Source organism: Carnobacterium sp. 1290_CSPC (assembly GCF_001053265.1).
Taxonomy (GTDB): Bacteria; Bacillota; Bacilli; order Lactobacillales; family Aerococcaceae; genus Aerococcus; species Aerococcus urinaeequi.
The window spans coordinates 22322-47376 of the sequence record NZ_JVVG01000004.1 but is presented as its reverse complement, the minus strand read 5'-3'; the positions used below and the strand labels follow the sequence as shown (position 1 = coordinate 47376).

Below are 25055 nucleotides of genomic sequence, written 5' to 3'. Positions count from 1 at the left end.
GCACACCAAATCCACCAATTTCTTTAAACACCCCAAATTCAAGCTACATACCTGCAATCTGTGGGATTTTATTAAAAACATCGGTGCCGATTGGCTTTATTAAAATTAAAATACTTTCCCTTTCATTTTTCACAGACTCAGATATGACCCTTAATGATTTTTGAAGCCAACTTGTCATCTGCTTTTTGATTGCGAAGTATTTTTTCCTTTGTCGTACTTTACGGCATGTTGATATGAAGGTCAAACAAAAAATGAAAACAGCATCATCTTTTTCTAACTTTTTAGCCATATTTTTTATTGAAAACCCACTTCTTTCTATATAAGCCGTTGAAAAATATGAACTTGATATGAATATATAAAAAAACAAATAGATACAATCTTTGTCTTTGTCCCCCTTGATTTACTATCAATATTTCAAATTTGTGTTTTTTTAACCTCTGATTTATCGGTGAAATTTTAGGGCTTTGCTAAAATTTGCTAAACTGAATTAAACAAGGAGTCACGATAAAGGCGTGGAATCATGACTATAATCACTTACTTATTTTTCTATGGATAAGCCACAGATGCAATGCCCTACTATAAAGAAACACTAGGTGGTAAAATATTAGTCGCAGTTGAATATGGCGCTATGGTAGATACTGAAAATTCCGGTCAATTACCAAAAACATAGCACCATCATTTGCTGCGCGGTGCCCTAGACATTGACGGCAAGAGTTTATTATTCTCAGACGAATTTCCTAGTGAAGGTTAACCCGACTACAATGATGTCTCTGTGTCTATTATGTCTAGTGATTTTGACCAGTTACAAGGCTGTTTTTATAACTTAGTTAAGGAATCTACGGAGGTCATCGTCTTATTTCAAGCAATAGATTGGTTCCTTAGTTATGGCATGCTGAGAGATAAGTAAAGTGTTAAATGGCATTTGAATTACGGGGCTTAATGGTCAATACAATTTAAAAACTCGCAATAAAAAAGCAGCCCTTCGGCTGCTTTTTTGGTTGAGAATCTTATTCTAAAAAGTCTTTTAATTGTTTTGAACGAGATGGGTGGCGTAATTTTCTCAATGCTTTTGCCTCGATTTGACGGATACGCTCCCGGGTAACGCCAAATTGTTGACCAACTTGTTCCAATGTTTTCGATTGACCATCTTCTAGACCGAAACGTAAACGCAAAACATTTTCTTCACGGTCTGTTAGAGTGTCTAAGACCTCGTTTAATTGTTCTTTTAATAATTCTGCAGAAGTGTAGTCAGCAGGACTAGTTGCATCGTGGTCTTCAATGAAATCACCTAAGTGAGAGTCATCTTCCTCTCCAATAGGTGTTTCCAATGATACTGGCTCTTGAGCAATTTTTAGAATATCACGTACTTTTTCAGTTGGTAAATCCATTTCAGCCCCAATTTCTTCTGGGGTTGGTTCGCGTCCTAAATCTTGCAATAATTGACGTTGGATACGTACTAATTTATTAATAGTTTCAACCATATGTACCGGAATACGGATAGTACGCGCCTGGTCAGCAATGGCACGGGTAATGGCTTGACGAATCCACCAAGTAGCGTAGGTAGAGAATTTGAACCCTTTATGGTAGTCAAATTTCTCAACAGCCTTCATTAGCCCCATGTTACCTTCTTGAATTAAATCTAAGAATGACATACCACGTCCTACATAACGTTTAGCAATAGATACAACCAAACGTAAGTTGGCTTCAGCTAATTCTTGCTTAGCTACTGGGTCACCTTGTTCAATACGTTGTGCTAAAGAAACCTCTTCGTCCGCAGTTAATAATTCTACGCGGCCAATCTCTTTCAAGTACATTCTAACTGGGTCGTTAATTTTAACGTCAGAAGCTACAGAAGTAGGATCTACTTCCTCTTTCTTAACTTTTTCTGCTTCTTTGTCGGCTTCTTTATCCATTTGACGCAATGTTGGTTCGCCATTTTCATCAACAACGGCAATACCTTGATCTTCAAATTTTTCGATCAAGCTATCCATACCTTTATCGTCTAAGGCAAAAGGTTGTGCAATTTTATCGCTTAAATCAGTATATTGAATTGTACCAATAATTTTTTTCTCAGCAATTAATTGTTTTGTAGCTTGGTTAAGTGTTACGCCGTCCACTTTTTTCTTTACCATTCAATTCGCTCCTTACATAAATAATAATTGTAATAGTTTATTTACCGCGACTTTTTATTTGCTTTAACAAATCTATTTTTTGTTTGATCAAAATGCTAATTTGTGCAAAGTCGTCTACCGATCTTGCATAAGCAATTTCGTCGTCTAAAGTTTGCATTTTTTGTTCGATATTACCTTTAATTTGAATATTATAAATTAGATCTTCAACTTCGCCCTCACCTATATCTGGTGCCACTTCCATATTCATCACTTCAGCTACAAGACGCTGTTCTTCAGCACCTGACAAGGCTTGTAAGAAATCTCCAGGGTCAATCTCACCGTCAATATTTTGATTATTTTCTCGATAGTCAGACAATAACATAAAGACCGTTTCAACTTCACTAGACTGGAAATGAAAATCCCTATTCGCTATTAGTAACCATGTTTCACTATTATAGAGTAAACGGTATAGTAATAGCAATTCACTTTTTTCAAGCTGGGACTTTTTCTTGCTTGTTGTAGCAGGAATACTTGGTTGAAAATTGGTATTTGTTGGAAAAGACTTCTGTTTGCCGTTATCATCAGTTTGGTAGGGTTGGTGTGACTGGTTTTTAGGACTACGACTCTCTAACTGGTGTAATAAGGTTTCTTTAGATACACCTGTATCTTCAGCAATTTCTCCAACATAGATATCCCGATCGATGGCTTGTTGAATTTTAGCAATGGCTTCCAACATCACATTAATGAATTGGATCTTGCCATTATCAGTCTCAAGAGAAAATTCCTGCCGGTAATAATTCCTCATGAAATGAATCGGACTCAACCTTTTGTTCAAGACAAAATTGACATACCGTTCGCCACCATACTTTTGAATAAATTCATCAGGGTCTAAATTTTGCTCAAAGGCTAGCACATTTAGCTTCAAACGACTACTTTGATCTTGTATCAAGTTAATTGCTCGAAGGGTCGCCTTTTGACCGGGTTTATCTCCATCATAAGCAATTAAGACCTGTTTACTTGTTCGTTCAATAGCCTTAATTTGGTTGTTGGTTAAACTAGTTCCCATCGATGCAACCCCATTGCCTACACCTTCATTGTGTGAGGCTATGACGTCCATAAAACCTTCAAATAAAACGAGCTCTTTGGCTCTTCGGGCTTCATTTTGAGCTAAATCCAAGTTAAACAGGAAAGTATTTTTCTCGAATATTTCTGTCTCAGGACTATTCAAGTACTTGGCTGCATCAGGATGACTTTCATAATGGCTAGAGCCAGGCAAGATCCTCCCTGAAAAACCAACAGTCTTCCCTTGGAGATTTCGTAGTGGGAACATCACACGACCAGCAAATCTATCTTTTAACCGGTCTTGGTCGCCTACAAATATACCAGAAAGTTGCAACTCTTCAATGGTAAATTCTTTGTTTAACAGATGTTGTGCAGCTAAGCCCCCATCTTCAGGTGCGATACCAATTTGGTAGGCATCAAGCGTTTCTTTACTTAAACCTCGATCATATAGATAGGTTAGTCCTTGGTGACCGTTTTCCGTATTCATCAATAAATAATGGTAAAATTGCCTTAATTCTTCATGAATTTGGATGAGTCGATTTTGCGCACTTGAATAATTGGCTGTTTGTTTGCCATCATCTAAGGCTGACCAATCGAAAGATACCGAAACATTCCCAGCTTCAGCTACCTTTTGGACAGCTTGGGGGAAGGAATAGCCTTCAATTTCTTCCATAAAACGAAAAACATTACCCCCCCGACCACATGAGAAGCAGTGAAAAATCTGCTTTTCTTCATTTACTGTGAACGAAGGCGTACGTTCTTCATGAAATGGACAATAACCAAAATAGTTACGTCCCCTTTTTTGTAAGTCAACAAATTGACTGGTAACATCAAGGATATTTACATTATTCTTAACTTCATTAATGATTTCCTCTGGAATAAAATTCGCCAATTGATCACCTACTTTTGCCGGCAAAAACTCACAATAAATATAGCGGAAACCAAATCAAAATGCAATCGATATGGCTATATTCTTTACGAATATTTGCAGCCTATACTTCAGCCTCAAATTCGCCATCTAAAACAGCTTGAATAATTTCCCACGCTTCATCGCGGCCATCCTTTGTTTCAGCAGAGAATGGTAAGATCTGATCGATTGATTCTAATTCTAATGTTTTATAAATATCACTTAAGTGTTTATTCCATTGACTCTTCTTAATTTTGTCTGTTTTTGTTGCTATGACAAAATATGGTACACCATGGTAATCCATAAACTCTTTCATTTGGATATCATCTTTTGTTGGCTGATGACGGAAGTCAACAACCAATAGGGCCAATGCTAGATTTTCACGGGTAGCAAAATACGTTTCTAACATCTCGCCCCATTTAGCTTTTTCTGTCTTGCTTACTCTGGCATAACCGTAACCTGGCACATCCACAAAGTAGAATAAATCTTCAATTTGATAATAGTTTAATTGTTGTGTTTTACCTGGTTTACTAGAGGTTCTAGCCAGTTTTTTACGGTTGATCATTGTGTTGATGAAAGAACTTTTCCCAACATTAGACCGACCTGCTAACGCGATTTCCGGAATAATGGGTGCTGGATACTGTTCTGGCCTCACGGCAGATATCAGAAACTCAACGTTATGTACGTCCATGAAAAATCCCCTTTCTGACGCAAAAAGGAAAGACTCATTCTAGTCTTTCCCATTGTATTTAATACACTGCTACTATTAACAATAATTAAGCGATTTTTTCGCCTTCTAAGTCAAATAAATCTGGTTCGATGTCGTCATTAATCACTGATTCAGTAATCATTACTTTTGAAACGTCTTCTCGTGAAGGAATTTCAAACATGATTTCTAACATAGCTTCTTCAATAATTGAGCGTAACCCGCGCGCGCCTGTCTTACGGTCTAAAGCTTTTTGTGCGATGGCATCTAAAGCTTCATCTGTAAAGGTTAATTCCACATTATCCATCTTCAATAATTGTTGATACTGTTTCACTAAGGCATTTTTAGGTTGCGTTAGAATGTGGACCAAATCTTCTTTTGTTAATTTATTCAAGTTCGCCATAATCGGTAAACGTCCAATAAATTCAGGAATTAGCCCGAAAGTTTGTAAGTCTTGTGGAATGGCTTGTTGCATAATTGCATCGTTGTCATTCAAAATATGGTTGTTTGAAGAATTGCCAAAACCAATGACCTTTTCACCTAGACGTTCTTTAATAATTGGCTCGATACCATCAAAGGCACCACCTACAATAAAGAGAATATCTGTTGTATCCACTTGAATCAATTCTTGGTGTGGATGTTTACGACCACCTTGTGGCGGAATATTCGCTTCAGTACCCTCTAAAATCTTCAGTAAGGCTTGTTGTACACCTTCACCAGATACGTCACGGGTGATTGAGACGTTTTCTGACTTACGAGCAATCTTATCGATTTCATCGACATAGATAATCCCTTTTTGTGCGCGCTCAACATCGAAATCAGCTGATTGCATTAATTTCACTAGGATATTTTCAACATCTTCCCCAACATAACCCGCTTCTGTCAGTGTCGTTGCATCTGCAATCGCAAATGGCACATCAAGAATACGTGCTAAAGTTTGAGCTAAGTATGTTTTACCTGAACCAGTTGGGCCCATTAGTAGGATGTTACTCTTTTGTAGAGATACCCCATCATCATTTGTTTCGTTATTAGAAGAAATACGTTTGTAGTGGTTATATACTGCTACTGATAAAGTTTTTTTAGCTTGATCTTGACCAATAACATAATCATCTAAGATGGAACGAATTTCAGTTGGTTTTGGTGGTTCAACCATTGTATAAGATTCTTGTCGTTCTTGGCTAACTTCTTCATCAATGATTTCTTGACATAGTGCTACACATTCATTACAGATATAGACGCCAGGTCCAGCGATGATTTTGTCTACCTCATCTTGTGATTTTCCACAAAAAGAACAGTGAATCGTTGTTTGTTCATCATCATTATACATGCTATCCGTTCTCCTTTCTCTTTTACATCACCTTATTGTGCCAAATTCTTGACCTCAAGTCAATTTAAAAGTCTTCATTTTATTGGTTTATTCAGCCTTATTATATTGTATTTGGATTTAAGAATTACATTTGGTTTATCATTCGGAAATCATCAGAATATTACTAGTATTTTATTGACCGATATTTTATAATGATTAACAGTGCAAAATTTGAATACAAATAAGAAAAGGAGATAACTATGAGTATTATTCGCGGAATTATCGGATTAATTGTTATCGGATTTATTGCTTTACTTCTTAGTAAAGACCGTAAGAACGCCCGCATTAAGCAAGTAGGCATTTTATTAGTTATTATGTTTGTTTTAGCCTTTGTTGGTTTAAGAACAAGCTTTGGGATTGCGATTTTGGAAGGTGTATCAGGTTTATTTAACTGGTTAATTTTACAAGCAAACGGCGGTACCGAATTTGTCTTTGGGGAAGGAGCTACAAACTACGGGATCTTCTTCCTAAATGTTTTAATGCCAATTGTTTTTATCTCTGGATTGATTGGTATCCTTCAATACATTAACGTTTTACCTTTCATTGCTAAATATATCGGTAAAATTCTTAATAAAATTACTGGTATGGGAGAAAATGAATCATATATTGCTATCATAATGGCTATGCTCGGCCAATCCAATGGTTTGATTACGCTTAAACGTTATATTGATAAATTTTCACCTGAACAAATCTTTACGTTTGTGTTAATGGGTCTTTCTTGTGTATCTGCTACAACGATTGCTTCTTATATGCAAATGGTTGACGGTAAATTTGTAGTTGTTGCAATTCTATTGAATGTTTTCGCTGCGTTTATTATTGTCTCACTGATGGCACCCTATAACCCTCAAACGTATCAAGTAGATTTTAATCCTATTGAAGAGGCTAAAGAAAATGAAGGTATTGATGATGAGAACTTCTTCTCAGTGTTAAGTGACTATATTTCTAGTGGTTTCCAAATTGCCTTAGCAATTGCTGGTTCTCTGATTGGTTTTACAGCTTTAATTACATTCCTTAATTCATTAGCTACATTGATATTTGGTATTGATTTCTTTACCATTTTAGGCTATGTTTTTTCTCCACTTGCATATGTCATGGGAGTGCCAAGTGCTGATATTGTAAGTGCTGGTTCAATCATGGCTTCTAAATTATTAACCAATGAATTTGTAGCCTTAGGTGAAGTCCAAGCAGTATCTGGACAAGTAACAGAGAAAACTATGGCAATGATGTCAACTTACGTTATCTCATTTTCAAATATCGCAACTGTCGGCATGATTATTGCTTCAATAAAAATTATGTCAGCTAAACAAGCAAAAGTTGTCGCAAATAATACATGGCGTTTAATCATTGCTTCTGTCTTAGTATCTATGATTTCATCAACAGTTGTTGGTTTCTTCTTCTAATTTATAACCTAACTCAATAGTAAATTTAAATAAACTTATCTAAGGCATTGTCTTTCTTCTATCAATTTGAAAGACAATGTCTTATACTTTACATAGGATAAGATATTGAAAAATATCCAACTTTATAGGGGGTTTAAATATGAAACTAATCTTAGACTTTGATACTGGTATTGATGATGCAATGGCTATTGCACTTGCTTTGGGCGAAGAGGACGCAGAAGTAATCGGCATTACATCTGTATTTGGAAACGCTGAAGTAGACAAATGCGTGCATAATGCCTCAGCAGTATTAAAATTATTAGACCGCGAAGACATCCCAGTTTTCCGTGGCGCTTCCCACAAACTTGGGGCAAGTGAAGATTATATCCAAGAAACAGCATCTGGTATCTTCCATGGTTTAAATGGTTTAGGAAATATCGAATTGCCTGCTGGTAACAATATTTCTGACCAAGACGCTATTGACTTCATTATTGAGTCTGCCAACAAATACGGTGAAGAATTAGTCTTAGTGACAACAGGTCCTTTAACGAATGTTGCCTTAGCCATTCAAAAAGACTTACCTGCTATGCAAAAAGTTAAAGGGATTGTTTCTATGGGTGGTGCTTTAACAGTTCCAGGTAACGTAAGCCCATTTGCTGAAGCTAACTTCTGGAAGGACTCAGAAGCGAATAACATTGTCTTTGATTCCGGTTTACCAATTAAAGTCATCGGTTTAGATGTGACTTTACGTACCCTAATCACAGATACTGATATCGCCCCTTGGTTAGAAATGTCTGAAGCTGCCGAAGTATTCCATGAGATTGTGACTTATTACTTTAAGGCTTACGCAAATTCATACGAAGACCTAACAGGTTGTGCCCTACACGATCCATTAGCCGTCTCTGTTGCCCTTAAGAGTGACTGGGTGACTGGTGAAACATTCCGCATCAAGAGTTTATACGGCGAACAAGAAGGTCGTTTAGTCCAAGATCAAGCTGCCTTAAACCGCAATGAAGAACCTAATGTATTTGTGGCTTTGGGCGTTGACGCTGAAGGCTATAACAAACACTTCTTAGACACAATCGTAAAAGCATTCTAATAGCTATTCCAATACGAAAAAACCGAGCTTAGGCTCGGTTTTTTTGGTCATTATCCAATTCTTTTGCTTAAGAAAAAGCCAAGGAGTCATCCCCTTGGCTTTACGTTTGAATACTATAATAAAGCTTATGCTTCTTCAACAGTATCCGTGATTAATGCCATTGCTTTTTTCAATGCAATATCATTTTTCAACATATCTTCTGTTACAACGTTTTTAACTTCATCAACAGTCATGCCGTAACTTTCAGCTAATGTAGCGATTTCTTTTTCTACATCTTCAACTTCAGCAGTGATGTTTTCATCTTTAACGATTTGCTCAAGAATCAAGTTAGTTTTCACGCGAGTGTCAGCATCTTGTTCGAATTGAGTGTGTAAGTCTGCCTCAGTTGTACCTGTTAATTGGAAGTACATTTCTTTAGAAATACCTGAACGTTGCATTTCGTTTAAGTAGTGGTCCATTTGACGGTGAACTTCTTCATGTACCATTTCGTGTGGTAAATCATTAATTTCAGCATTTTCTACTGCTAAACGTAAAGCTTCTTCTTCACGAGCTTCTTTAGCTGCAGCTTCTTTTTGATCCGTTAATTCTTTACGGTATTTTTCTTTTAATTCGTCTAAAGTTTCAACTTCTTCGTCAACGTCTTTAGCAAATTCGTCATCTAATTCTGGTACTTCTTTAGTTTTCACTTCGTGCACTTTAACTTTGAATGTAGCATCTTTACCAGCTAATTCATCTGCATGGTAATCTTCAGGGAAAGTAAGGTTAACTTCTACTTCGTCGCCTTCTTTAACACCAACTAATTGGTCTTCAAAACCAGGGATGAATGAATCAGAACCTAATTCTAATGAATGATTTTCACCTTTACCACCTGCGAATGCTTCACCATCTTGGAAGCCTTCGTAGTCAATAACAACAGTGTCACCAGTTTCAGCAGCGCCTTCTTTTAAAGCCAATTCGCTTAAGTTAGCTTGTGCTGCAGATAAACGGTCGTTGATTTCTTCTTCAGTTACTTCAACTTCTTGTTTAGCAACAGTTAGGTTTTTGTATTGACCCAATTTAACTTCAGGTTTAGTCGCAACATATGCAATTAATTCCCAGTCAGCATTTGGCTCAGCAGATTTAATATCGAAGCGAGGTTGTGTAACAACTTCTAAACCTGATTCTTCAACAGCTTTTGTATAAGCTTCTGGTAAAACGATGTTTACAGCATCTTCAATTAAAGATTGCTCACCAAACATTTTTACAAACATTTGATAGTTTACTTTCCCTTTACGGAAACCTGGGATAGATACATCCTTTTTGATTCGGTTAAAAGCTTGTTTCTTAGCTTGTGCTGCATCCTCTTTTGCTACGGTAAAGTGTAAAATACCTTCGTTTGTTGATGTTTGTTCATAATTTACTGACATTTAAATTCCCCTAACTCTAGTTATATTTACTAATCGATTACGCATTTATGCATAATCTTAACATCATAAAATACTACACTAAAACTGGCGAATTGTCTAGTTAATGAGCCAAAATGCCATTAATGTTATACTATAAGGGTGGATATTTCTTGTTTTTATATTAAAATCCGTGTTAAAACTATGGTATATGTCCTAATTAGGATAAAATAGAGTAAATATGGTGTCAATTTTTTGGTGCCATATTCTGAAGGAGGTCATCATGAGGTATCCCAACGGTAAAGTCTACCAATCTAAGACGAATCGTTCACTATCCGCTTCTTCTAAAGGGAAAGCAAACTTTGCCAAGCGTGGTATGAAGCTGGAGGAAATGATTAATCAAGCCAACCAGTGGTATTTATTGCGTGACAAAGCTATTATTCACAAAAAGCCAACACCAATCCAAGTTGTTTCAGTCGACTATCCAAAAAGAAGTCGCGCTGTGATAACTGAAGCCTACTATCGTACAGCTTCCACAACAGATTATAATGGTATCTATAAAGGGCACTATCTAGATTTTGAGGCTAAACAAACAAACCTTAAAACCAAGTTCCCCCTTCATAATATTCATCAACATCAAATAGATCACATGACAAATTGTGCCAATCATGGTGGGATTTGTTTTGTCCTGTTTCTATTTAAAGAAAGAAATGAAGCCTATGTTTACCCTATATCTGCCTTGTTGGAAGACTGGACTGCTTTTGTGGCCAATGACATCACTGCAATTCCATTAAAGAGAATTCAATCTGAAGGTGTCCAAGCAAACATGGGGTATCAACCCCGAATTGACTATTTAGCAGCTGTGGATGAAATGATTGCATCCCATCATCATATTTAAATAATTGTATTAGGAGTGATAAGTATGAGTCAAGATCAAAACTCAAGACGACGAAGCCAAAATAATCACAAGTCGTCTAAAAGAAATCAAGGTAAGCGAGGTAAGTCTAACCGCTCTGGTATGGCCCTTTGGAAAAAGATCCTACTTGGTGTTGTTGGCGCCGGTGTAGTAGTTGGGGTAGCCCTTTCAATCATTGCCTATTCCTGGATTTCTGATAGCCCTGCAATCACCGAAGAAGATTTGTACGGTACCATCGCATCTAGTGTATATGACAATGAAGGAAACGTTGTGTACGAAACTAGTCAAAACGATCGAATAATCGTTGACGAAAGTGATATTTCGCAAACAACATTTGATGCCGTTACTTCGATTGAGGACCAACGCTTTATGGAGCATAACGGTTTTGACCCGATTCGTATTGCAGGTTCATTTTTGGCCAACTTAAAGGCGGGCGGGATTGCACAAGGTGGTTCAACCCTAACCCAGCAATTAGTGAAGCTAACCTCTTTTTCAACTAATGAGGAAGACCAAACTTATAAACGTAAAGTCCAAGAAATCTGGCTAGCGATTCAATTAGAACAAGACTACTCAAAACAAGAAATCTTTGAGTTTTATATTAATAAAGTCTACATGGCCAACGGTGTCTACGGTATGGGGACTGCTGCTGAAGTTTACTATGGTAAATCTTTAAGTGAGCTGTCAATAGCTCAAACTGCCCTATTAGCTGGTATGCCACAAGCACCTAACGCTTACGATCCATATTCAGATCCTGAAGCTGCTGAAGAAAGAAGAAACTTAGTACTTGCAGAGATGTTGGATAATGAAAAAATTACTCAAGAGGAATACGATGAGGCAGTAGCCACACCAATTGAAGATGGTTTACAAGATATTGACACTGAGTCAACTGAACAATCTGAAACTGCAATTATGTTAGACTCTTATATTCAAGAGGTTGCCACTGAAGTTGAGGAAGCAGGTTATGACATGTATTCAGACGGTTTACAAATCTATACGCATTTAGATATGGATGCCATGACTGAAATCTACAATACAATCGAGGATGAAGATGGTTATTACTTCACAAATGACAACATGCAAGCTGCAGCGTCATTAGTGGATACAGAAACGGGTAATATCCTAGCCCTATACGGTGGACGTAACCAAGAAGGACAATTGTCTTATAACCGGGCAACTCAGTTAGAACGAAGTGTTGGTTCTTCTATTAAACCATTTGCGGACTATGCGACTGCTATAGAATATCTAAACTACTCTACCGAATCTTCTATTAAAGATGAAGAACATACTTATTCAGATGGGACAGAGATTAATAACTACGATAACCTATACCAAGGCACTATCACCTTGCGTCAAGCTTTAATCGGTTCTCGTAACATTCCAGCCTTAAAACTATTACAAGAGGTTGGTACCGACCAAGTAGATGAATTCTTACAAGGTATGGGGATTGTGTTAAATGATGGGAATGGAGTCTATGAAGCTAACTCTATCACTGGTGAGATTACGCCATTACAATTGAGTGCCTCCTATGCTACTCTAGGTAATTACGGTGAATACAACCAACCACGTGCGGTTGATTACTTTACAACTTTCGATGGCGAAGAAGTCACGATTGATTCAACAAGCACCCAAGCCATGGAAGATTCAACTGCATATATGGTAACCGATATGCTTAAAGATAACTTCACAGATACCGCATACGGATTGTCTACTAACTATCATACAGCTGGTCTAGCGGAAGCTGGTAAATCAGGTACGACAAACTATACCAAAGAAGAGGCTGCTGAACTCGGTGTTGATTCAAGTGCGGTACCTGATACTTGGATGTCAGGTTACACGACTGATTACGCTCTATCCATTTGGACTGGTTATGATAACCCATTCTCTACCGATGAAGTTGGCTATATTGATGGGTCAGATAGATATATTGTAAGTTACCTATACCAAGCAATTATGGGGTACCTATCCACAACTTCAGAAAATGCAGATTGGGTACAGCCTGATTCAGTACATGAAGTGAAATTAGTCAAAGATGCAATACCAGATGAATTCCCTACAAACGCGACACCATCATCACAAATCTTAACTGGTTTGGCTAACGATGACTTGTATTCAGATTACCAAGCTTGGTTAGCATCTGGAAATGCGATTGTACAATCATCGTCATCATCTTCTAGCCGTGCATCATCAAGTAGCTCAAGTTCTATTTCTAGTTCTATTTCTAGTTCAATTTCTTCATCGTCAAGCTCAAGTTCTTCATCAGCTGCAGAATCGAGTGAAGAATCTAGCTCGTCTGAGAGCGAGTCTTCTGAGTCTAGTGTGAGTGAAAGTTCTGAAGCTGAAACGCCTTCGAGTGAAGTGGAATCTTCAAGTGTTTCATCATCCACTACGCAACCAAGCGCCTCATCATCATCTAGACCAGCAGACACTGGCGACGACGAGGATGTTGAGGACGAGGAAGCAGACGAAGCTGCTTAGGACCTGAATTACCAATCGAATCAATGATATAACGATATTTTAAAAGGCCTGTGACGTTTTGTCACAGGCCTTTTCTATTCCATAAATTATATATCCCTATTTATTGTGCTTTAGAATTGAAGACACTATAATAGACTTAACTGAAAAAAAGAGGGGAAATTATGTTTGCATTAGACTACTATAACACTGTAACTATTCCATCAGCTTCACCTGACCGCCCTTATATCCCTGTTTACGCTTGGCAAAACGCTGATCATCCAAAAGCCATTATCCATATTGTCCATGGGATGTCAGAATTTGGTGGTCGCTATAAAAAAGTGGCTGAGTCATTTGTGGACCAAAACTTTTTAGTCATCGCCCATGACCATATTGGCCATGGAGGACTAGCTAAAGAACACAACCGTTTAGGCTATTTTGGCACGACGGATGCTGCTAAAGTCATGGTTGAAGATTTACATCGAGTTGTTCAAGCAACTAAGAAACATTATCCCGATTTACCCTATTATGTGTTAGGTCATTCAATGGGGGCATATATAACCCGTTTATATCTTGGTCAATATAGTGAGGAAGTAGACGGCGTATTATTGAGTGGGACGAACACCCATAGCCCTATTTTCGCGACAGGTGCAGCCTTAGCACCTATTTTAAATACCTTGCATCCAGATGCCTACAATTACTATATCCATCAAAAACTATTCGGTACGGGTATAACTGATGACCCTGCTGTTGCCAATGCTTTTCCAGAATATTGGTATCCACCTAAAAATGGTGAAGAACCCGATTGGCCTTTAGTCGGTTTTGTTTTCACTAATAATGGCTTTGCAGAATTAGTCAAAATTGCCCATAAAGCAACAAAAGCTTCCTGGACCCGAAACATCCGGAAGGACTTACCAATTGCCATTATTGCTGGTCGTAACGATCCACTGATTAATGGTGGTAAAGAAACCCACAAACTGGCTAAAGAATTCACCCGTTCTGGTTTTGATGATGTCACAATTATGATGTTTGAAAATCGCGGTCATGAATGTTTAATGTACGGCAATACTAGACCCGTTTACCAAATAATCAATAATTGGTTTAAGAAACAACTAAAAACCATTCATGATTAAGTATATACAAAAAAACATGCAAAAATCGCGCCTGTCATTTTCGACAGGCGCGATTTTTTATGTAGCAATATTTTAACTTTAAGTCCACTTTTCGTAGTCTTCGTCTGACATGGCTTCAACTTGCCCTAGTAAGTAACCATTACCTACTTGTGAGAAGAAGTCATGGTTTGAAGTACCGGTAGAAATACCGTTCATAACGATAGGGTCTACATCATCCGCTGTATCTGGGAACAATGGATCAAATCCTAAGTTTTGTAATGCTTTATTGGCATTGTAACGTAGAAAGATTTTCACATCTTCAGTCCAACCTAAGTCATCATAGATGTACTCGCTGTATTTCGCTTCGTTTTCATATAATTCAAACAATAAGCTGAAGGCCCAGTTTTGCATGTCTTCTTGCTCTTCTTTTGATAATTGATTGAAAGCAATTTGGAATTTATAACCAATGTAAGTACCGTGGACACTTTCGTCACGTAAAATCAATTTAATAATTTCAGCGACGTTTGGCAATTTACCGTTTCCTAAGTACCATAGCGGTGCATAGAATCCTGAGTAGAATAAAAATGATTCTAGGAATACTGAAGCCACTTTTCTTTGTAAGTCAGTACCGTTTTGGTAAATGCCGTTAATACGGTTCGCTTTGTATTGGATAAATTCATTTTCCCGTGTCCAGGAAAAGATTTTATCAATTTCTTTAGGTGTGTTTAAAGTTGAGAAAATAGATGAATACGATTTAGCATGTACACTTTCCATGAATTGGATGTTATTGTAAACCGCTTCTTCATGTTGGGTACGGATAGATGCTTTAAGTGATTCCATACCATCTTCAGATTGCAAAGTATCTAGTAGTGTTAAACCACCGAATACTTTTCCAATCATGTCTTGTTCTCTAGATGATAATGTACGCCATGTATCTAAATCATTTGATAATGGAATACGTGTATCTAACCAGAATTGTTCTGTTAACTTTTCCCAAGTCAACTTGTCAATCATATCCTCAATATCATTCCAGTTAATAGCAATATAAGGATTTTCATTAAAATTCGTCATGTGTGTTCCTTCCTTATTCCAAGTGCAATCGATTAAACAGTACAGCTTTCACAGTAATTTGCGCCAACTTCTTCGTTGTTATCTGTGAATGTACGTACGTAGTAAATAGATTTGATGCCACGTTTCCATGCGTAACGACGCAAGATGTTTAAATCACGTGTCGTCATTTTGCTTGTACGCCCTTCTTTCCAAGGGTATAAACCTGCAGGAATATCTGAACGCATGAATAAGGTTAAACTCATACCTTGATCAATATGTTGTTGAGCAGCTGCATAGATATCGATAATACGACGGTTGTCGATGTCGTAAGCAGATTGGTAATAAGGTAGAGTCTTATTGCTTAAGAATGGTGCTGGATAATAAGTCTTACCAGTTTTCTTTTCTTGACGCTCTTCAATCAATTGGATGATTGGGTGTAAACTTGAGCTTGTTTCATTAACGTAAGAAATTGAACCAGTAGGCGCAACTGCTAAACGGTTTTGGTGGTATAAACCATGCTCTTGAACGGCAGCGCGTAAGGCTTTCCAGTCTTCTTGAGTTGGGATGTGAATACCTTCAAATTGTGCTGCAACTCTTTCAAATTCAAACGTTGTTTCTTCATTGATGTATTTGTCAAAATATTCACCCGTCGCATATGTTGAGTTTTCGAAGTTTTCGAAAGTGACACCACGTTCTTTAGCGATTCTATTAGATGCTACTAAAGTATAGTAGTTTAATAGTAAGAAGTATTTGTCTGTAAATTCAATCGATTCTGGTGAACCATAGTGCATTTCATTTAAGGCAAAATAAGTATGTAGTCCCATTGCACCTAAGCCGATAGTATGTGCTAAGTCGTTACCTTTTTTAATTGAAGGTACTACGTCAATAGCTGATGCATCTGTTACATAGGTTAAACCGCGAACCATTGTATCAATAGATTTACCAAAGTCTGGCGAATGCATTAAGTTGTTGATATTTGTCGAACCTAAGTTACATGAAATATCTGTACCTAATTCTTCAAATGTTTGGTCGTTATTGATAATTGAAGGACGTTGTACTTGTAAAATTTCTGAACACAAGTTACTCATAACAATTGTCCCGTCAATTGGGTTTTGGTCATTTACAGTATCGATGTTGATGATGTAAGGATAACCAGATTCTTGTTGTAATTTAGAGATATCGTCTTCTAAATCACGCGCGCGAATCTTAGACTTCTTGATTTCTGGGTTGTTTACCAAGTTATCATACTCTTCTGTAATGTTGACATAGGCGTAAGGTTTACCATAAATACGCTCAACATCGTAAGGGCTGAATAAGTACATCATTTCGTCTTTTTCTGCTAATTCGTAGAATTTATCAGGTACAACTAGACCTAGTGATAAAGTCTTCACACGGATTTTTTCATCAGCGTTTTCTTTTTTCGCAGATAAGAATGAAACAACATCTGGATGGAAGACACTAAGGTAAACTGCACCTGCACCGTTACGTTGCCCTAATTGATTAGAGTAAGAGAAAGAATCTTCTAATAATTTCATGACTGGAATGATACCTGAAGAAGCATTTTCAATTTTCTTAATTGGATCTCCGGCTGCACGAATATTGGTCAAGTTCACACCAACCCCACCACCTAAACGAGATAGTTGTAGTGCTGAGTTGATTGTACGACCAATCGAGTTCATGTCATCAGTTGCTTGGATTAAGAAACATGAAACCAATTCACCACGACGTTTACGACCTGCATTTAGGAAGGTAGGCGTCGCTGGTTGGTATCGTTGGTTGATCATTTCATCCCGTAAATCGCTCGCTACTTGCTCGTCACCATTTGCTAGATATAAAGCTGTAAATACAATACGGTCTTCATAACGCTCTAAATAACGTTTACCGTCGTTTGTTTTAAGTGCGTATTGCGTATAGAACTTGTAGGCACTCATAAATGATTTGAAACGGAATTTGAAGTCATACGTTTCTTGCATTAAACGTTTCACAAAGTCACGGTTGTATAGATTTAAAAAGCCTTCTTCTAAGTAGTCATGCTCAACTAAGTAGTCGATTTTTTCATCTAGAGTATAGAAGAATACGGTATTTGGGTTAACGTGCTCTAAAAAGTAAGCCCGTACCGCTTCTTTATCTTTCTCGATTTGAATTTTTCCGTCTAGTGGACGGTTAACCTCGTTATTCAGCTTGAAATATGTAATTTCTTTTTCTTGTACTACTGCTTTAGGTTGGTCCAATTTCATTCACCTTTTCTTTCATAATTGTTACATCGTTCATATTTCCCTGGAATTCAAAAGTTAACAGCAAAGGTACATTATACGCTTCTGCTAGATCTTTTGCAGTAAAACAATAGAGTTCATTAAAATTTAAATTCCCTGAACCACAAACGCCTTTTAAATACGTTAGATTTTGGCCAGTTTCAATAAAATCATTTAGTATTTCGGTTACTTCAATATCATAAGTTGGAGCAATCACGATATAGGGTTCGTTAATTTCTTGAAAAGCATTATCCATTGTAATTCTCAGGCTATCCATTTCAAGTTTATTTACAAACTTGTGTGTCTGTCCGGTTAGAGACATGTACACAATTTTCACATCACATTCCTCCCATTCAAAAAAAACGACACCACTACATGTAGTGGTGTATTTCTGTTACATATAACTATATATGGTTCATTCTGTAATTTCAACTATTTAAGACGAGTATTGTTTCTGTAAAAACAAACGCATCCAGTTGGCCAGACGTTATTATAAAATACAATCATCAGTCTAAGCCAACAATTAAGGCAATTCATTTGAAGTTTAAATAATCATTCGAGCCCTTTTTGCCCACAAATAAATCTTTTGCTTGAAAATTATATTTTAAATTATGAGATGATTTATACAAAAAATGTTTTAAGTCTATTTTTTGCAAATCTATTATTACAAATTAACTACAGAAAATCCATTTGACTTGCTTTTAACCATCTACAAATGTAAACTAAAATTGATTCAATCATCTGATATCGACTACTGAAAGGAGTCAGCGATGACAAGTAATATTATCCAAGAAAAAAGACAAGATTTCCAAGATGTTTCCGCTGCTGAGTGGGAAGTCATGCGGGTCGTATGGGCGCAAAAAGAAACGAATTCCCGCACCATTATCGCCTCGTTAGAGGACAAAAAAGATTGGAAAGCCGCAACGATTAAGACCTTAATAGGCCGCCTAACTAAAAAGAACTGGCTAGAAACGACTAAAAACGGTAAATCATTTATTTACCGCCCGGCAATCGATGAAGACACTGCTTTAGAAAACCAAGCACAGACCCTTTTAAACGGTTGGTGTAATACCGATGCTGACAAGGTGATTTCTGCACTTATTCAAGCCTCTGTATTAGACGATAAGATGAAGGGTAATATCCTCAATGCCCTAGACCAAGCCACTTACGTTGACCATGTTACTTGCCATTGTGCGCCCGGTCAATGTATCCACCATCCAGAAACCCATTAATCACCTATTCTGACACTCGCCAATCAATTGGTGTCCGCCCTGATTTTTCCAGCAATTCATTTGCCTTGGAAAATGGCTTAGTCCCGAAAAAGCCACGTGAGGCGGATAAGGGACTCGGGTGCACTGAACTTAGAATGTAATGTTTATTTTCATCAATTAAGGTAGCCTTGGCCTTTGCTGAATTGCCCCATAAAATAAAGACAATGGGCTCAGGCGCTTGATTTAAGGCACTGATAGCCGCATCGGTTAAAACTTCCCATCCTTTACCTTTGTGGGCATTAGCGCTAGAATCTGGCACAGTCAAAACTGCATTCAATAATAAAACACCCTGGTCAGCCCACTCTCTTAAATCCCCATGACTAGCAGGTTCGATATCTAGATCTGCCTGAAGTTCTTTATAGATATTTCGTAAAGAAGGTGGAATCTTCACACCTTTGTTAACTGAAAAACTCAAACCTTGCGCTTGACCTGGTTGATGGTAGGGATCTTGTCCTAAGATGACTACTTTCACTTGGTCAAATGGCGTATGCTCAAAAGCTGCATAGATATGATTTTGGTCTGGGTAAACCGGGCCTTTTTCATATGCTTGTATGATAAAATCTTCAAGTCTTTTAAAATTCTCAGACCCTAATACTGGCGCTAATTCTTTGGCCCAGTCACTTGGCATCTTCCCTAGTCTTGTCATGCTTTACGCTCCCCTCTTCTTAATAGTCCAACTTTCATTATAACATGAATTACGTCTTTTGTGATTTACTGCTTAGTCATACTACTGGTTAGATTAGGTTGGTATCTGTTTTTCCATGCACCGTTTGATTAGTGAATTTAAATTGACCGTGGTAAACTGAATTTAACTTAATTGAGATAGGAGCTTACAAATGATTGAATTGATTGTTTCAGATATGGATGGCACCTTGTTGGACGAAAATATGGATATTCCACAAGCAAATATTGATGCGATAATGCATACATATAATAAAGGGATTCCATTTGTTGTGTGTACTGGCCGTAATTTTACAGAAGCTAAAGTCAAATTGGATGAAGCGGGTATTCGTTGTCCGATTATCGGTTTAAATGGCTCAATCCTTTTTGACAGAAATGGGAAAGTAGAATACGAAGTGGATATCGATGACCAAACTGCCCTTGATATCCTGGATAAAGGCTATGAAGCGGGCTTTTATATGGAGGCCATGACCAGTAAAAATGTCTACTCATCTTCATTAGAGCAACGTATTCTTGCAATTACGGAACTGATTCACCAGATGAATCCGGAAATGTCATTAGAAGAAGCGAGAACGCGCGCAACACAATCGAATGAGGTAACAACTATCGATTATCGTGATGATTTAAGAACTTTGATCACTGAAGAAGGTCAAGCCATTATAAAGATTACATTTGTCGATGCAGACCCTGAAAATACGATTAAACCATTAGCGGCAGAACTGGGCGATAAATATCCTGATACCCATATCACCTCATCATTTAAGTACAATATTGAAATCAACCATGTTGATGGTACTAAGGGTAAAGCTGTTGAAAAATACTGTCAAGACCATGGGTACAACATCAATAATGTCGTGGCAGTTGGGGATAATTTCAATGACGTGTCTATGCTAAAAGCAGCTGGTTATTCGTTCGCAATGGCCAATGCAGAACCGGAAGTGAAATCATACGCTAAATATGAAACAACTAGTAATTACGACGGTGGCGTGGCGAATGCCATTTACCAGTCACTGAAAATGGCTGAAAACGACTGAAATATAGTGACTGTAAAATCACTATATAGTCACCATTCACTCAGACACTAGACTTTATAGGAGTTGGCTTATGAACAAGAACTATTTAAACGACCCAAGAGCCGAACAATTACTGTCATGTAATTGGAGTATTTTGGGAAAAGTCGGAAGAGTTTGACTTTCGTAGCCCGATATTACGGCTATCGTTAAATAACAATTAGGGGGGGCTAGTGGCTTTGATGTCACAGCCCTCTTTTTCTAGAATCCCCTATCTAATTTACTTGTAGAAATAGTCTTTTACTTATCGGGAAATATTATTTCGGATTTGCTGAAATTGCGTTATACTAAGCTTAAGATAAATTTTATTTTAGTTGTTACTGAAGCACATGAAAAACGAAAGGACACAATAGTTATGAAAGAACGAATTGGTTTGATTGATATAGGTTCAAACTCTATTCGCCTTGTTGTCTTTCAAGTCGAAGATAATTTAGCCATGCGAGAAATTCAAAACATTAAAATTCCCGCACGGATTTTTCAATATATAAATGATAATCACGAAATGTCACAAGAAGGTATTGATACCCTAGCCCGGATAATTGGCGCCTTTGCAAAAGAAGCGGCTATATTGAAAGCTGACCGCATCTTGCCAAAAGCAACTGCAGCCATCCGACAATCAAAAAATAAAGATGACATTATCAATCAAGTGAAGAAAAAAACTGGTGTAACCATTGAACTAGTGCCAGAAGAAATGGAAGCTTACTACGGATTCTCTGCAGTCGTTCACTCTATGAGTGATTCTGACGGTGTATCCATTGATATCGGTGGTGGCTCAACAGAAATCACAGTATTTAAGGACAAGGAATTGGTTGAAGCCTTCTCTTTCCCATTTGGGGCCGTATCATTACAAGAAAAATTCTTTAACGGGAAAGACTTCAATGATGCTAAAAGCATCAAGGAAACACGTAAATTTGTCCGCCAAGCCTTTTCTGAACAACCCTTCTTTGAAAACTTAAACTTACCGATTTTTGCTATTGGTGGTTCTGCGCGTAACGTTGCCCGTGTCCACCAAATGCAGTCAAATTACGGTATGGCTGGTTTACATGGATATACAATGAAGCCAAAGCAAATTGACCAAGTCTTTGATACTTTTGTCGACTTGTCAATGAAAGAGATGCTCAAATTAGAAGGTTTGTCTTCTAACCGAGCAGATATTATTGTGCCAGCGACAATCGTTTTCCAAGAATTAATTCAAACCGTTGATTCACCAGTATTTAAATTCTCACAAGAAGGATTGCGTGAGGGTATTGTGTATGAATATTTAGAGGAAAAATACCGGTCTGCCTTCGACATCCATCGAGTGGCTCAAGAAACAGTTGAGCGATTATCTAGTATTTACCAATTTTCAATGCCTGATTCAGCGCAACGGATGGTGATTGCTCGCCAGTTACACGCGGCCTTAAGTGAAGATGGCTATTTGAAATTGAATGATCGTGAATTAGAGTTAATGAATTATGGGGCATATTTGTACAATCTTGGGGAAATGATTGAACCAGGAAACGCATCACAACATACCTTCTATTTACTTTCTAACTCTAACTTAAATGGATTCTCGCATCCTGAAAGATTAGCCCTTTCTATTTTAGCTTCATATAAAAATAAAACTTTATTTGACCAATATTTAACAACCTATGGAGAAATGCTAGACGATAAACAAGTGGAAACCCTTCAACACATTGGAGGACTGATCAAGTTTGCTGAATGTCTAAATGATTCTCATAACAATATTGTGAAAAGTATGGATACCGTGATGAAAGGTAATAACCTGATTCTACGTATCTTCTACCAAGGAGAATTATTATCCGAAGTCTACCGTTCTGAGGACCAAAAGAAACATGTAGAACGTGCAATCGGCAAAGACATTACCCTAGAGTTTATAAATGCAAATTCATATCGGGCCATTTTATAACAGTTACTAATCTCTCCGTAGCTTAATGAAAAGGAGAATACAAAAATGACTGAACAAATCAAATACGATCTTGATAATCCTGATTACTATGAAAACCGAGAAGTCTCTTGGTTAAATTTTAACTACCGTGTATTGCAAGAAGCTGCTGATGACAGAAACCCTTTATTAGAACGATTAAGCTTTCTAAGTATTGGGACGTCTAACCTAGATGAATTTATGATGGTCCGGGTTGCTGGTTTACAAGATCAATTCCACTTAAATGTGAATGAACTGGATAGTAAAAAGCAATGGACACCTGAACAGCAATTAATCGCCATTGCGGATAAGAACCATGAAAATAACGAATATCAATATGCCCTATACCAAGAATTGAAGAAAGAAGTGGCAAAACATAATATCCACTTTATCCGTTTCAACGAAGCGCCTACTCGTCGCCAAGAGAAAATGAAAACATTCTTCTTCAATGAAATTTACCCAACGCTTACGCCACTTGGTATTGATGCTTATCGTCCTTTTCCAAGCTTAAATAACAAATTAATTCATATTTTTGTGAATTTAAGCCGTGAAGGCGAGCAGCAGGTAGCAATTGTCCCCATTCCACAATTGGTGAACCGTTACTTCCATTACGAAGAAAATGGTCACTACTACTTCATTAATCTAGAAGATATTGTGACAAACTTTATTGAAACCTTATTTACTGGCTACACTATCGAATCCAGCTTCTTGTTCCGTGTGACCCGTAATGCCGATCTAGACATTCAAGAAGATGGCGCGGACGATTTATTAACAGTCATTGAAGACTACTTAGTAGAACGACGTAACGGTATGGCCGTTCGTATCGAAATTCAACAAGAAGAAAATTATGATCAAGAATATATCCATGCTGACCTTGAATACCTGCTGGAAGAATTGGGTCTATTAGAACGGGACCTATACTTTGTTAACGGTCCACTAGACTTAACCGGCCTTGGGGATGCCATCGATGTTTTGGAAAACTACTTCCCTAACTTACGCTATGAACCATTTAAACCGGTTTACCCTAGCGAATTACAAACCACTAATTTATTCAAATTAGCTGAAAAACGTGATATCTTCCTACACCACCCTTATGATTCATTCAAACCAGTGGTCGAATTTATCCAAGATGCAGCCAATGACCCGCATACCCTTGCAATCAAGCAAACTTTATACCGAGTATCGGCGAATTCACCAATTATTTCAGCCTTAAAAACAGCTGCTGAACGTGGTAAACAAGTAACAGTTTTAGTGGAATTGAAAGCACGTTTCGATGAAGAAAATAATGTCCAATGGGCAAAAATCTTAGAAGAAGCTGGTTGTCATGTAATCTATGGTAAAACCCACCTTAAAACCCACTCTAAAATTGCCATGGTTGTGAAACAAAAGAATGGTCGCGTTCACCGTTACGTCCATCTTGGAACTGGTAACTACAATGATAAGACTGCCCGTTTCTATACTGATATGGGGATCATCACAACTAACGAAGGGATCGCGGAAGATGCAACAGACTTCTTCAACTACCTAAGTGGTTACTCTAACCAACCAGACTACCACTACCTGCACGTATCACCTTTTGCGATTCGAGATAACTACATTGAAGATATCGAAGACGAAATTCAAGCCCACAAAGCAAATGGTAATGGTCATATTATTGCCAAAATGAATTCACTAACGTCAAAAGATGTCATCAGAAAATTATACGAAGCGAGTCAAGCTGGGGTAAAAGTAGATCTGATTATCCGTGGTATTTGCTGTCTAGTACCGGGTATTCCTGGCGTATCAGAAAATATCAATGTCATTTCAGTTGTTGGCCGTTTCTTAGAACATAGCCGTATCTACTGGTTCAACAACAACGGTGATGAGAAATTATTCTTATCATCTGCTGATATGATGACCCGTAACATGATCCGCCGTGTAGAAATCGAGTTCCCTATTTTAGATGAACATATTCATGAAGAAATCATGGAAATCTTGAAAGTATACTTAGAAGATAATACCAAAGCGCGTTACAAATTACCTGACTGTACCTACCAATATGTACAAAATGATTTAGCGCCAGTAGACTCACAACAAATCTTCATGCAAAAGGCTTTAAACGAAGGCGAACAAGCCAGAACATCTGCCCCGCGCAGTAAAATGACTTGGTTTGAACGTTTGCAAAATAGACTAAATAAAAAATAGTGACGGATTTTAATAATCGGTCGCAATAAAAATAGCACCTTTGGATTAAATGTATTTGATTCAAGGGTGCTAATCATGTACCATGAGTATGGTCAGGCGTTTTACGCCACGAATCTTATGGAAGAAAGAGGA

Annotated in this window: 18 protein-coding genes and 1 pseudogene; 9 read left to right on the top strand and 10 right to left on the bottom strand. The window is 37.6% G+C overall.

What is annotated here, in order from left to right; translation table 11 throughout:
* Nucleotides 1-43: 43 nt before the first annotated feature.
* From AC973_RS09920 to clpX, 5 genes are all read right to left on the bottom strand, one after another.
* Complete coding sequence (locus tag AC973_RS09920) at nt 44-289, bottom strand: hypothetical protein (protein WP_182045091.1); 246 nt, start codon at nt 287-289, stop codon at nt 44-46.
* A 718-nt stretch (nt 290-1007) separates the two neighbouring features.
* Nucleotides 1008-2132 (bottom strand): RNA polymerase sigma factor RpoD, encoded by a 1125-nt coding sequence (gene rpoD / locus AC973_RS00465; protein WP_048725833.1) that lies wholly within the window; start codon nt 2130-2132, stop codon nt 1008-1010.
* Between the two features lie 37 nt (nt 2133-2169).
* Nucleotides 2170-4065, bottom strand: a complete 1896-nt coding sequence (gene dnaG / locus AC973_RS00460; RefSeq protein WP_225968892.1) for a DNA primase — start codon at nt 4063-4065, stop codon at nt 2170-2172.
* Between the two features lie 100 nt (nt 4066-4165).
* Nucleotides 4166-4771 carry a ribosome biogenesis GTP-binding protein YihA/YsxC gene (yihA, locus tag AC973_RS00455; RefSeq protein ID WP_048725826.1) on the bottom strand — a complete coding sequence of 202 codons (606 nt, stop codon included), beginning with the start codon at nt 4769-4771 and terminating at the stop codon, nt 4166-4168.
* 85 nt (nt 4772-4856) lie between these two features.
* Entirely contained in the window at nt 4857-6113 is a 1257-nt protein-coding gene (gene clpX / locus AC973_RS00450; protein ID WP_048725822.1) for an ATP-dependent Clp protease ATP-binding subunit ClpX, read from the bottom strand.
* 239 nt (nt 6114-6352) lie between these two features.
* Here clpX and AC973_RS00445 point away from each other — a divergent pair, with 239 nt between their 5' ends.
* On the top strand, nt 6353-7552 hold the full coding sequence (locus AC973_RS00445; RefSeq protein WP_048725819.1) for a NupC/NupG family nucleoside CNT transporter: 1200 nt from the start codon (nt 6353-6355) through the stop codon (nt 7550-7552).
* A gap of 139 nt (nt 7553-7691) precedes the next feature.
* Nucleotides 7692-8630: a nucleoside hydrolase gene (locus AC973_RS00440; RefSeq protein WP_048725816.1), complete on the top strand. Its 939-nt coding sequence runs from the start codon at nt 7692-7694 to the stop codon at nt 8628-8630.
* A 125-nt stretch (nt 8631-8755) separates the two neighbouring features.
* On the opposite strand, the gene tig is transcribed toward AC973_RS00440, so the two are convergent.
* The gene (gene tig, locus AC973_RS00435; protein ID WP_048725813.1) at nt 8756-10036 is read right to left on the bottom strand and encodes a trigger factor; all 1281 of its coding nucleotides are present in this window, start codon (nt 10034-10036) and stop codon (nt 8756-8758) included.
* A gap of 259 nt (nt 10037-10295) precedes the next feature.
* On the opposite strand from tig, the gene recU reads away from it, so the two are divergent.
* From recU to AC973_RS00420, 3 genes are all read left to right on the top strand, one after another.
* A complete protein-coding gene (gene recU / locus AC973_RS00430) occupies nt 10296-10910 on the top strand; it encodes a Holliday junction resolvase RecU (protein ID WP_026465913.1) in 615 nt (204 codons plus the stop codon).
* Nucleotides 10911-10934: 24 nt separating this feature from the next.
* Entirely contained in the window at nt 10935-13403 is a 2469-nt protein-coding gene (locus tag AC973_RS00425) for a transglycosylase domain-containing protein (protein ID WP_048725810.1), read from the top strand.
* A gap of 161 nt (nt 13404-13564) precedes the next feature.
* Nucleotides 13565-14512 carry an alpha/beta fold hydrolase gene (locus tag AC973_RS00420; protein ID WP_048725807.1) on the top strand — a complete coding sequence of 316 codons (948 nt, stop codon included), beginning with the start codon at nt 13565-13567 and terminating at the stop codon, nt 14510-14512.
* A 78-nt stretch (nt 14513-14590) separates the two neighbouring features.
* Here AC973_RS00420 and nrdF read toward each other — a convergent pair whose 3' ends face one another.
* The 3 genes from nrdF to nrdI are packed head-to-tail and all read right to left on the bottom strand — an operon-like array spanning nt 14591 to nt 18130.
* Entirely contained in the window at nt 14591-15562 is a 972-nt protein-coding gene (gene nrdF / locus AC973_RS00415) for a class 1b ribonucleoside-diphosphate reductase subunit beta (RefSeq protein WP_048725804.1), read from the bottom strand.
* A 32-nt stretch (nt 15563-15594) separates the two neighbouring features.
* Entirely contained in the window at nt 15595-17778 is a 2184-nt protein-coding gene (gene nrdE / locus AC973_RS00410) for a class 1b ribonucleoside-diphosphate reductase subunit alpha (protein ID WP_048725801.1), read from the bottom strand.
* Nucleotides 17759-18130, bottom strand: coding sequence for a class Ib ribonucleoside-diphosphate reductase assembly flavoprotein NrdI (nrdI, locus tag AC973_RS00405; RefSeq protein WP_048725797.1), 372 nt, complete (start codon nt 18128-18130; stop codon nt 17759-17761). The genes nrdE and nrdI overlap by 20 nt, the downstream gene beginning before the upstream one ends.
* A gap of 433 nt (nt 18131-18563) precedes the next feature.
* Here nrdI and AC973_RS00400 point away from each other — a divergent pair, with 433 nt between their 5' ends.
* The gene (locus AC973_RS00400) at nt 18564-19025 is read left to right on the top strand and encodes a CopY/TcrY family copper transport repressor (protein ID WP_048725792.1); all 462 of its coding nucleotides are present in this window, start codon (nt 18564-18566) and stop codon (nt 19023-19025) included.
* Nucleotides 19026-19029: 4 nt separating this feature from the next.
* On the opposite strand, the gene AC973_RS00395 is transcribed toward AC973_RS00400, so the two are convergent.
* Entirely contained in the window at nt 19030-19710 is a 681-nt protein-coding gene (locus tag AC973_RS00395) for a uracil-DNA glycosylase (protein WP_048725789.1), read from the bottom strand.
* A gap of 190 nt (nt 19711-19900) precedes the next feature.
* Between AC973_RS00395 and AC973_RS00390 the strand changes: the two genes are divergently transcribed.
* The 3 genes and pseudogenes from AC973_RS00390 to AC973_RS00380 form a co-directional block, all read left to right on the top strand.
* A complete protein-coding gene (locus tag AC973_RS00390; protein ID WP_048725783.1) occupies nt 19901-20779 on the top strand; it encodes a Cof-type HAD-IIB family hydrolase in 879 nt (292 codons plus the stop codon).
* A 391-nt stretch (nt 20780-21170) separates the two neighbouring features.
* Nucleotides 21171-22724, top strand: a complete 1554-nt coding sequence (locus tag AC973_RS00385; protein WP_048725780.1) for a Ppx/GppA family phosphatase — start codon at nt 21171-21173, stop codon at nt 22722-22724.
* Between the two features lie 42 nt (nt 22725-22766).
* Nucleotides 22767-24923: pseudogene (locus AC973_RS00380) on the top strand (RNA degradosome polyphosphate kinase); the annotation flags it as partial.
* Nucleotides 24924-25055 lie beyond the last annotated feature (132 nt).

Coding starts and splice junctions, on each gene's coding strand:
- AC973_RS09920 (WP_182045091.1), bottom strand. CDS start 289: ATGGCTAAAAAGTTAGAAAAAGATGATGCTGTTTTCATTTTTTGTTTG.
- rpoD (WP_048725833.1), bottom strand. CDS start 2,132: ATGGTAAAGAAAAAAGTGGACGGCGTAACACTTAACCAAGCTACAAAA.
- yihA (WP_048725826.1), bottom strand. CDS start 4,771: ATGGACGTACATAACGTTGAGTTTCTGATATCTGCCGTGAGGCCAGAA.
- clpX (WP_048725822.1), bottom strand. CDS start 6,113: ATGTATAATGATGATGAACAAACAACGATTCACTGTTCTTTTTGTGGA.
- AC973_RS00445 (WP_048725819.1), top strand. CDS start 6,353: ATGAGTATTATTCGCGGAATTATCGGATTAATTGTTATCGGATTTATT.
- AC973_RS00440 (WP_048725816.1), top strand. CDS start 7,692: ATGAAACTAATCTTAGACTTTGATACTGGTATTGATGATGCAATGGCT.
- tig (WP_048725813.1), bottom strand. CDS start 10,036: ATGTCAGTAAATTATGAACAAACATCAACAAACGAAGGTATTTTACAC.
- recU (WP_026465913.1), top strand. CDS start 10,296: ATGAGGTATCCCAACGGTAAAGTCTACCAATCTAAGACGAATCGTTCA.
- AC973_RS00425 (WP_048725810.1), top strand. CDS start 10,935: ATGAGTCAAGATCAAAACTCAAGACGACGAAGCCAAAATAATCACAAG.
- AC973_RS00420 (WP_048725807.1), top strand. CDS start 13,565: ATGTTTGCATTAGACTACTATAACACTGTAACTATTCCATCAGCTTCA.
- nrdF (WP_048725804.1), bottom strand. CDS start 15,562: ATGACGAATTTTAATGAAAATCCTTATATTGCTATTAACTGGAATGAT.
- nrdE (WP_048725801.1), bottom strand. CDS start 17,778: ATGAAATTGGACCAACCTAAAGCAGTAGTACAAGAAAAAGAAATTACA.
- AC973_RS00400 (WP_048725792.1), top strand. CDS start 18,564: ATGACAAGTAATATTATCCAAGAAAAAAGACAAGATTTCCAAGATGTT.
- AC973_RS00395 (WP_048725789.1), bottom strand. CDS start 19,710: ATGACAAGACTAGGGAAGATGCCAAGTGACTGGGCCAAAGAATTAGCG.
- AC973_RS00390 (WP_048725783.1), top strand. CDS start 19,901: ATGATTGAATTGATTGTTTCAGATATGGATGGCACCTTGTTGGACGAA.
- AC973_RS00385 (WP_048725780.1), top strand. CDS start 21,171: ATGAAAGAACGAATTGGTTTGATTGATATAGGTTCAAACTCTATTCGC.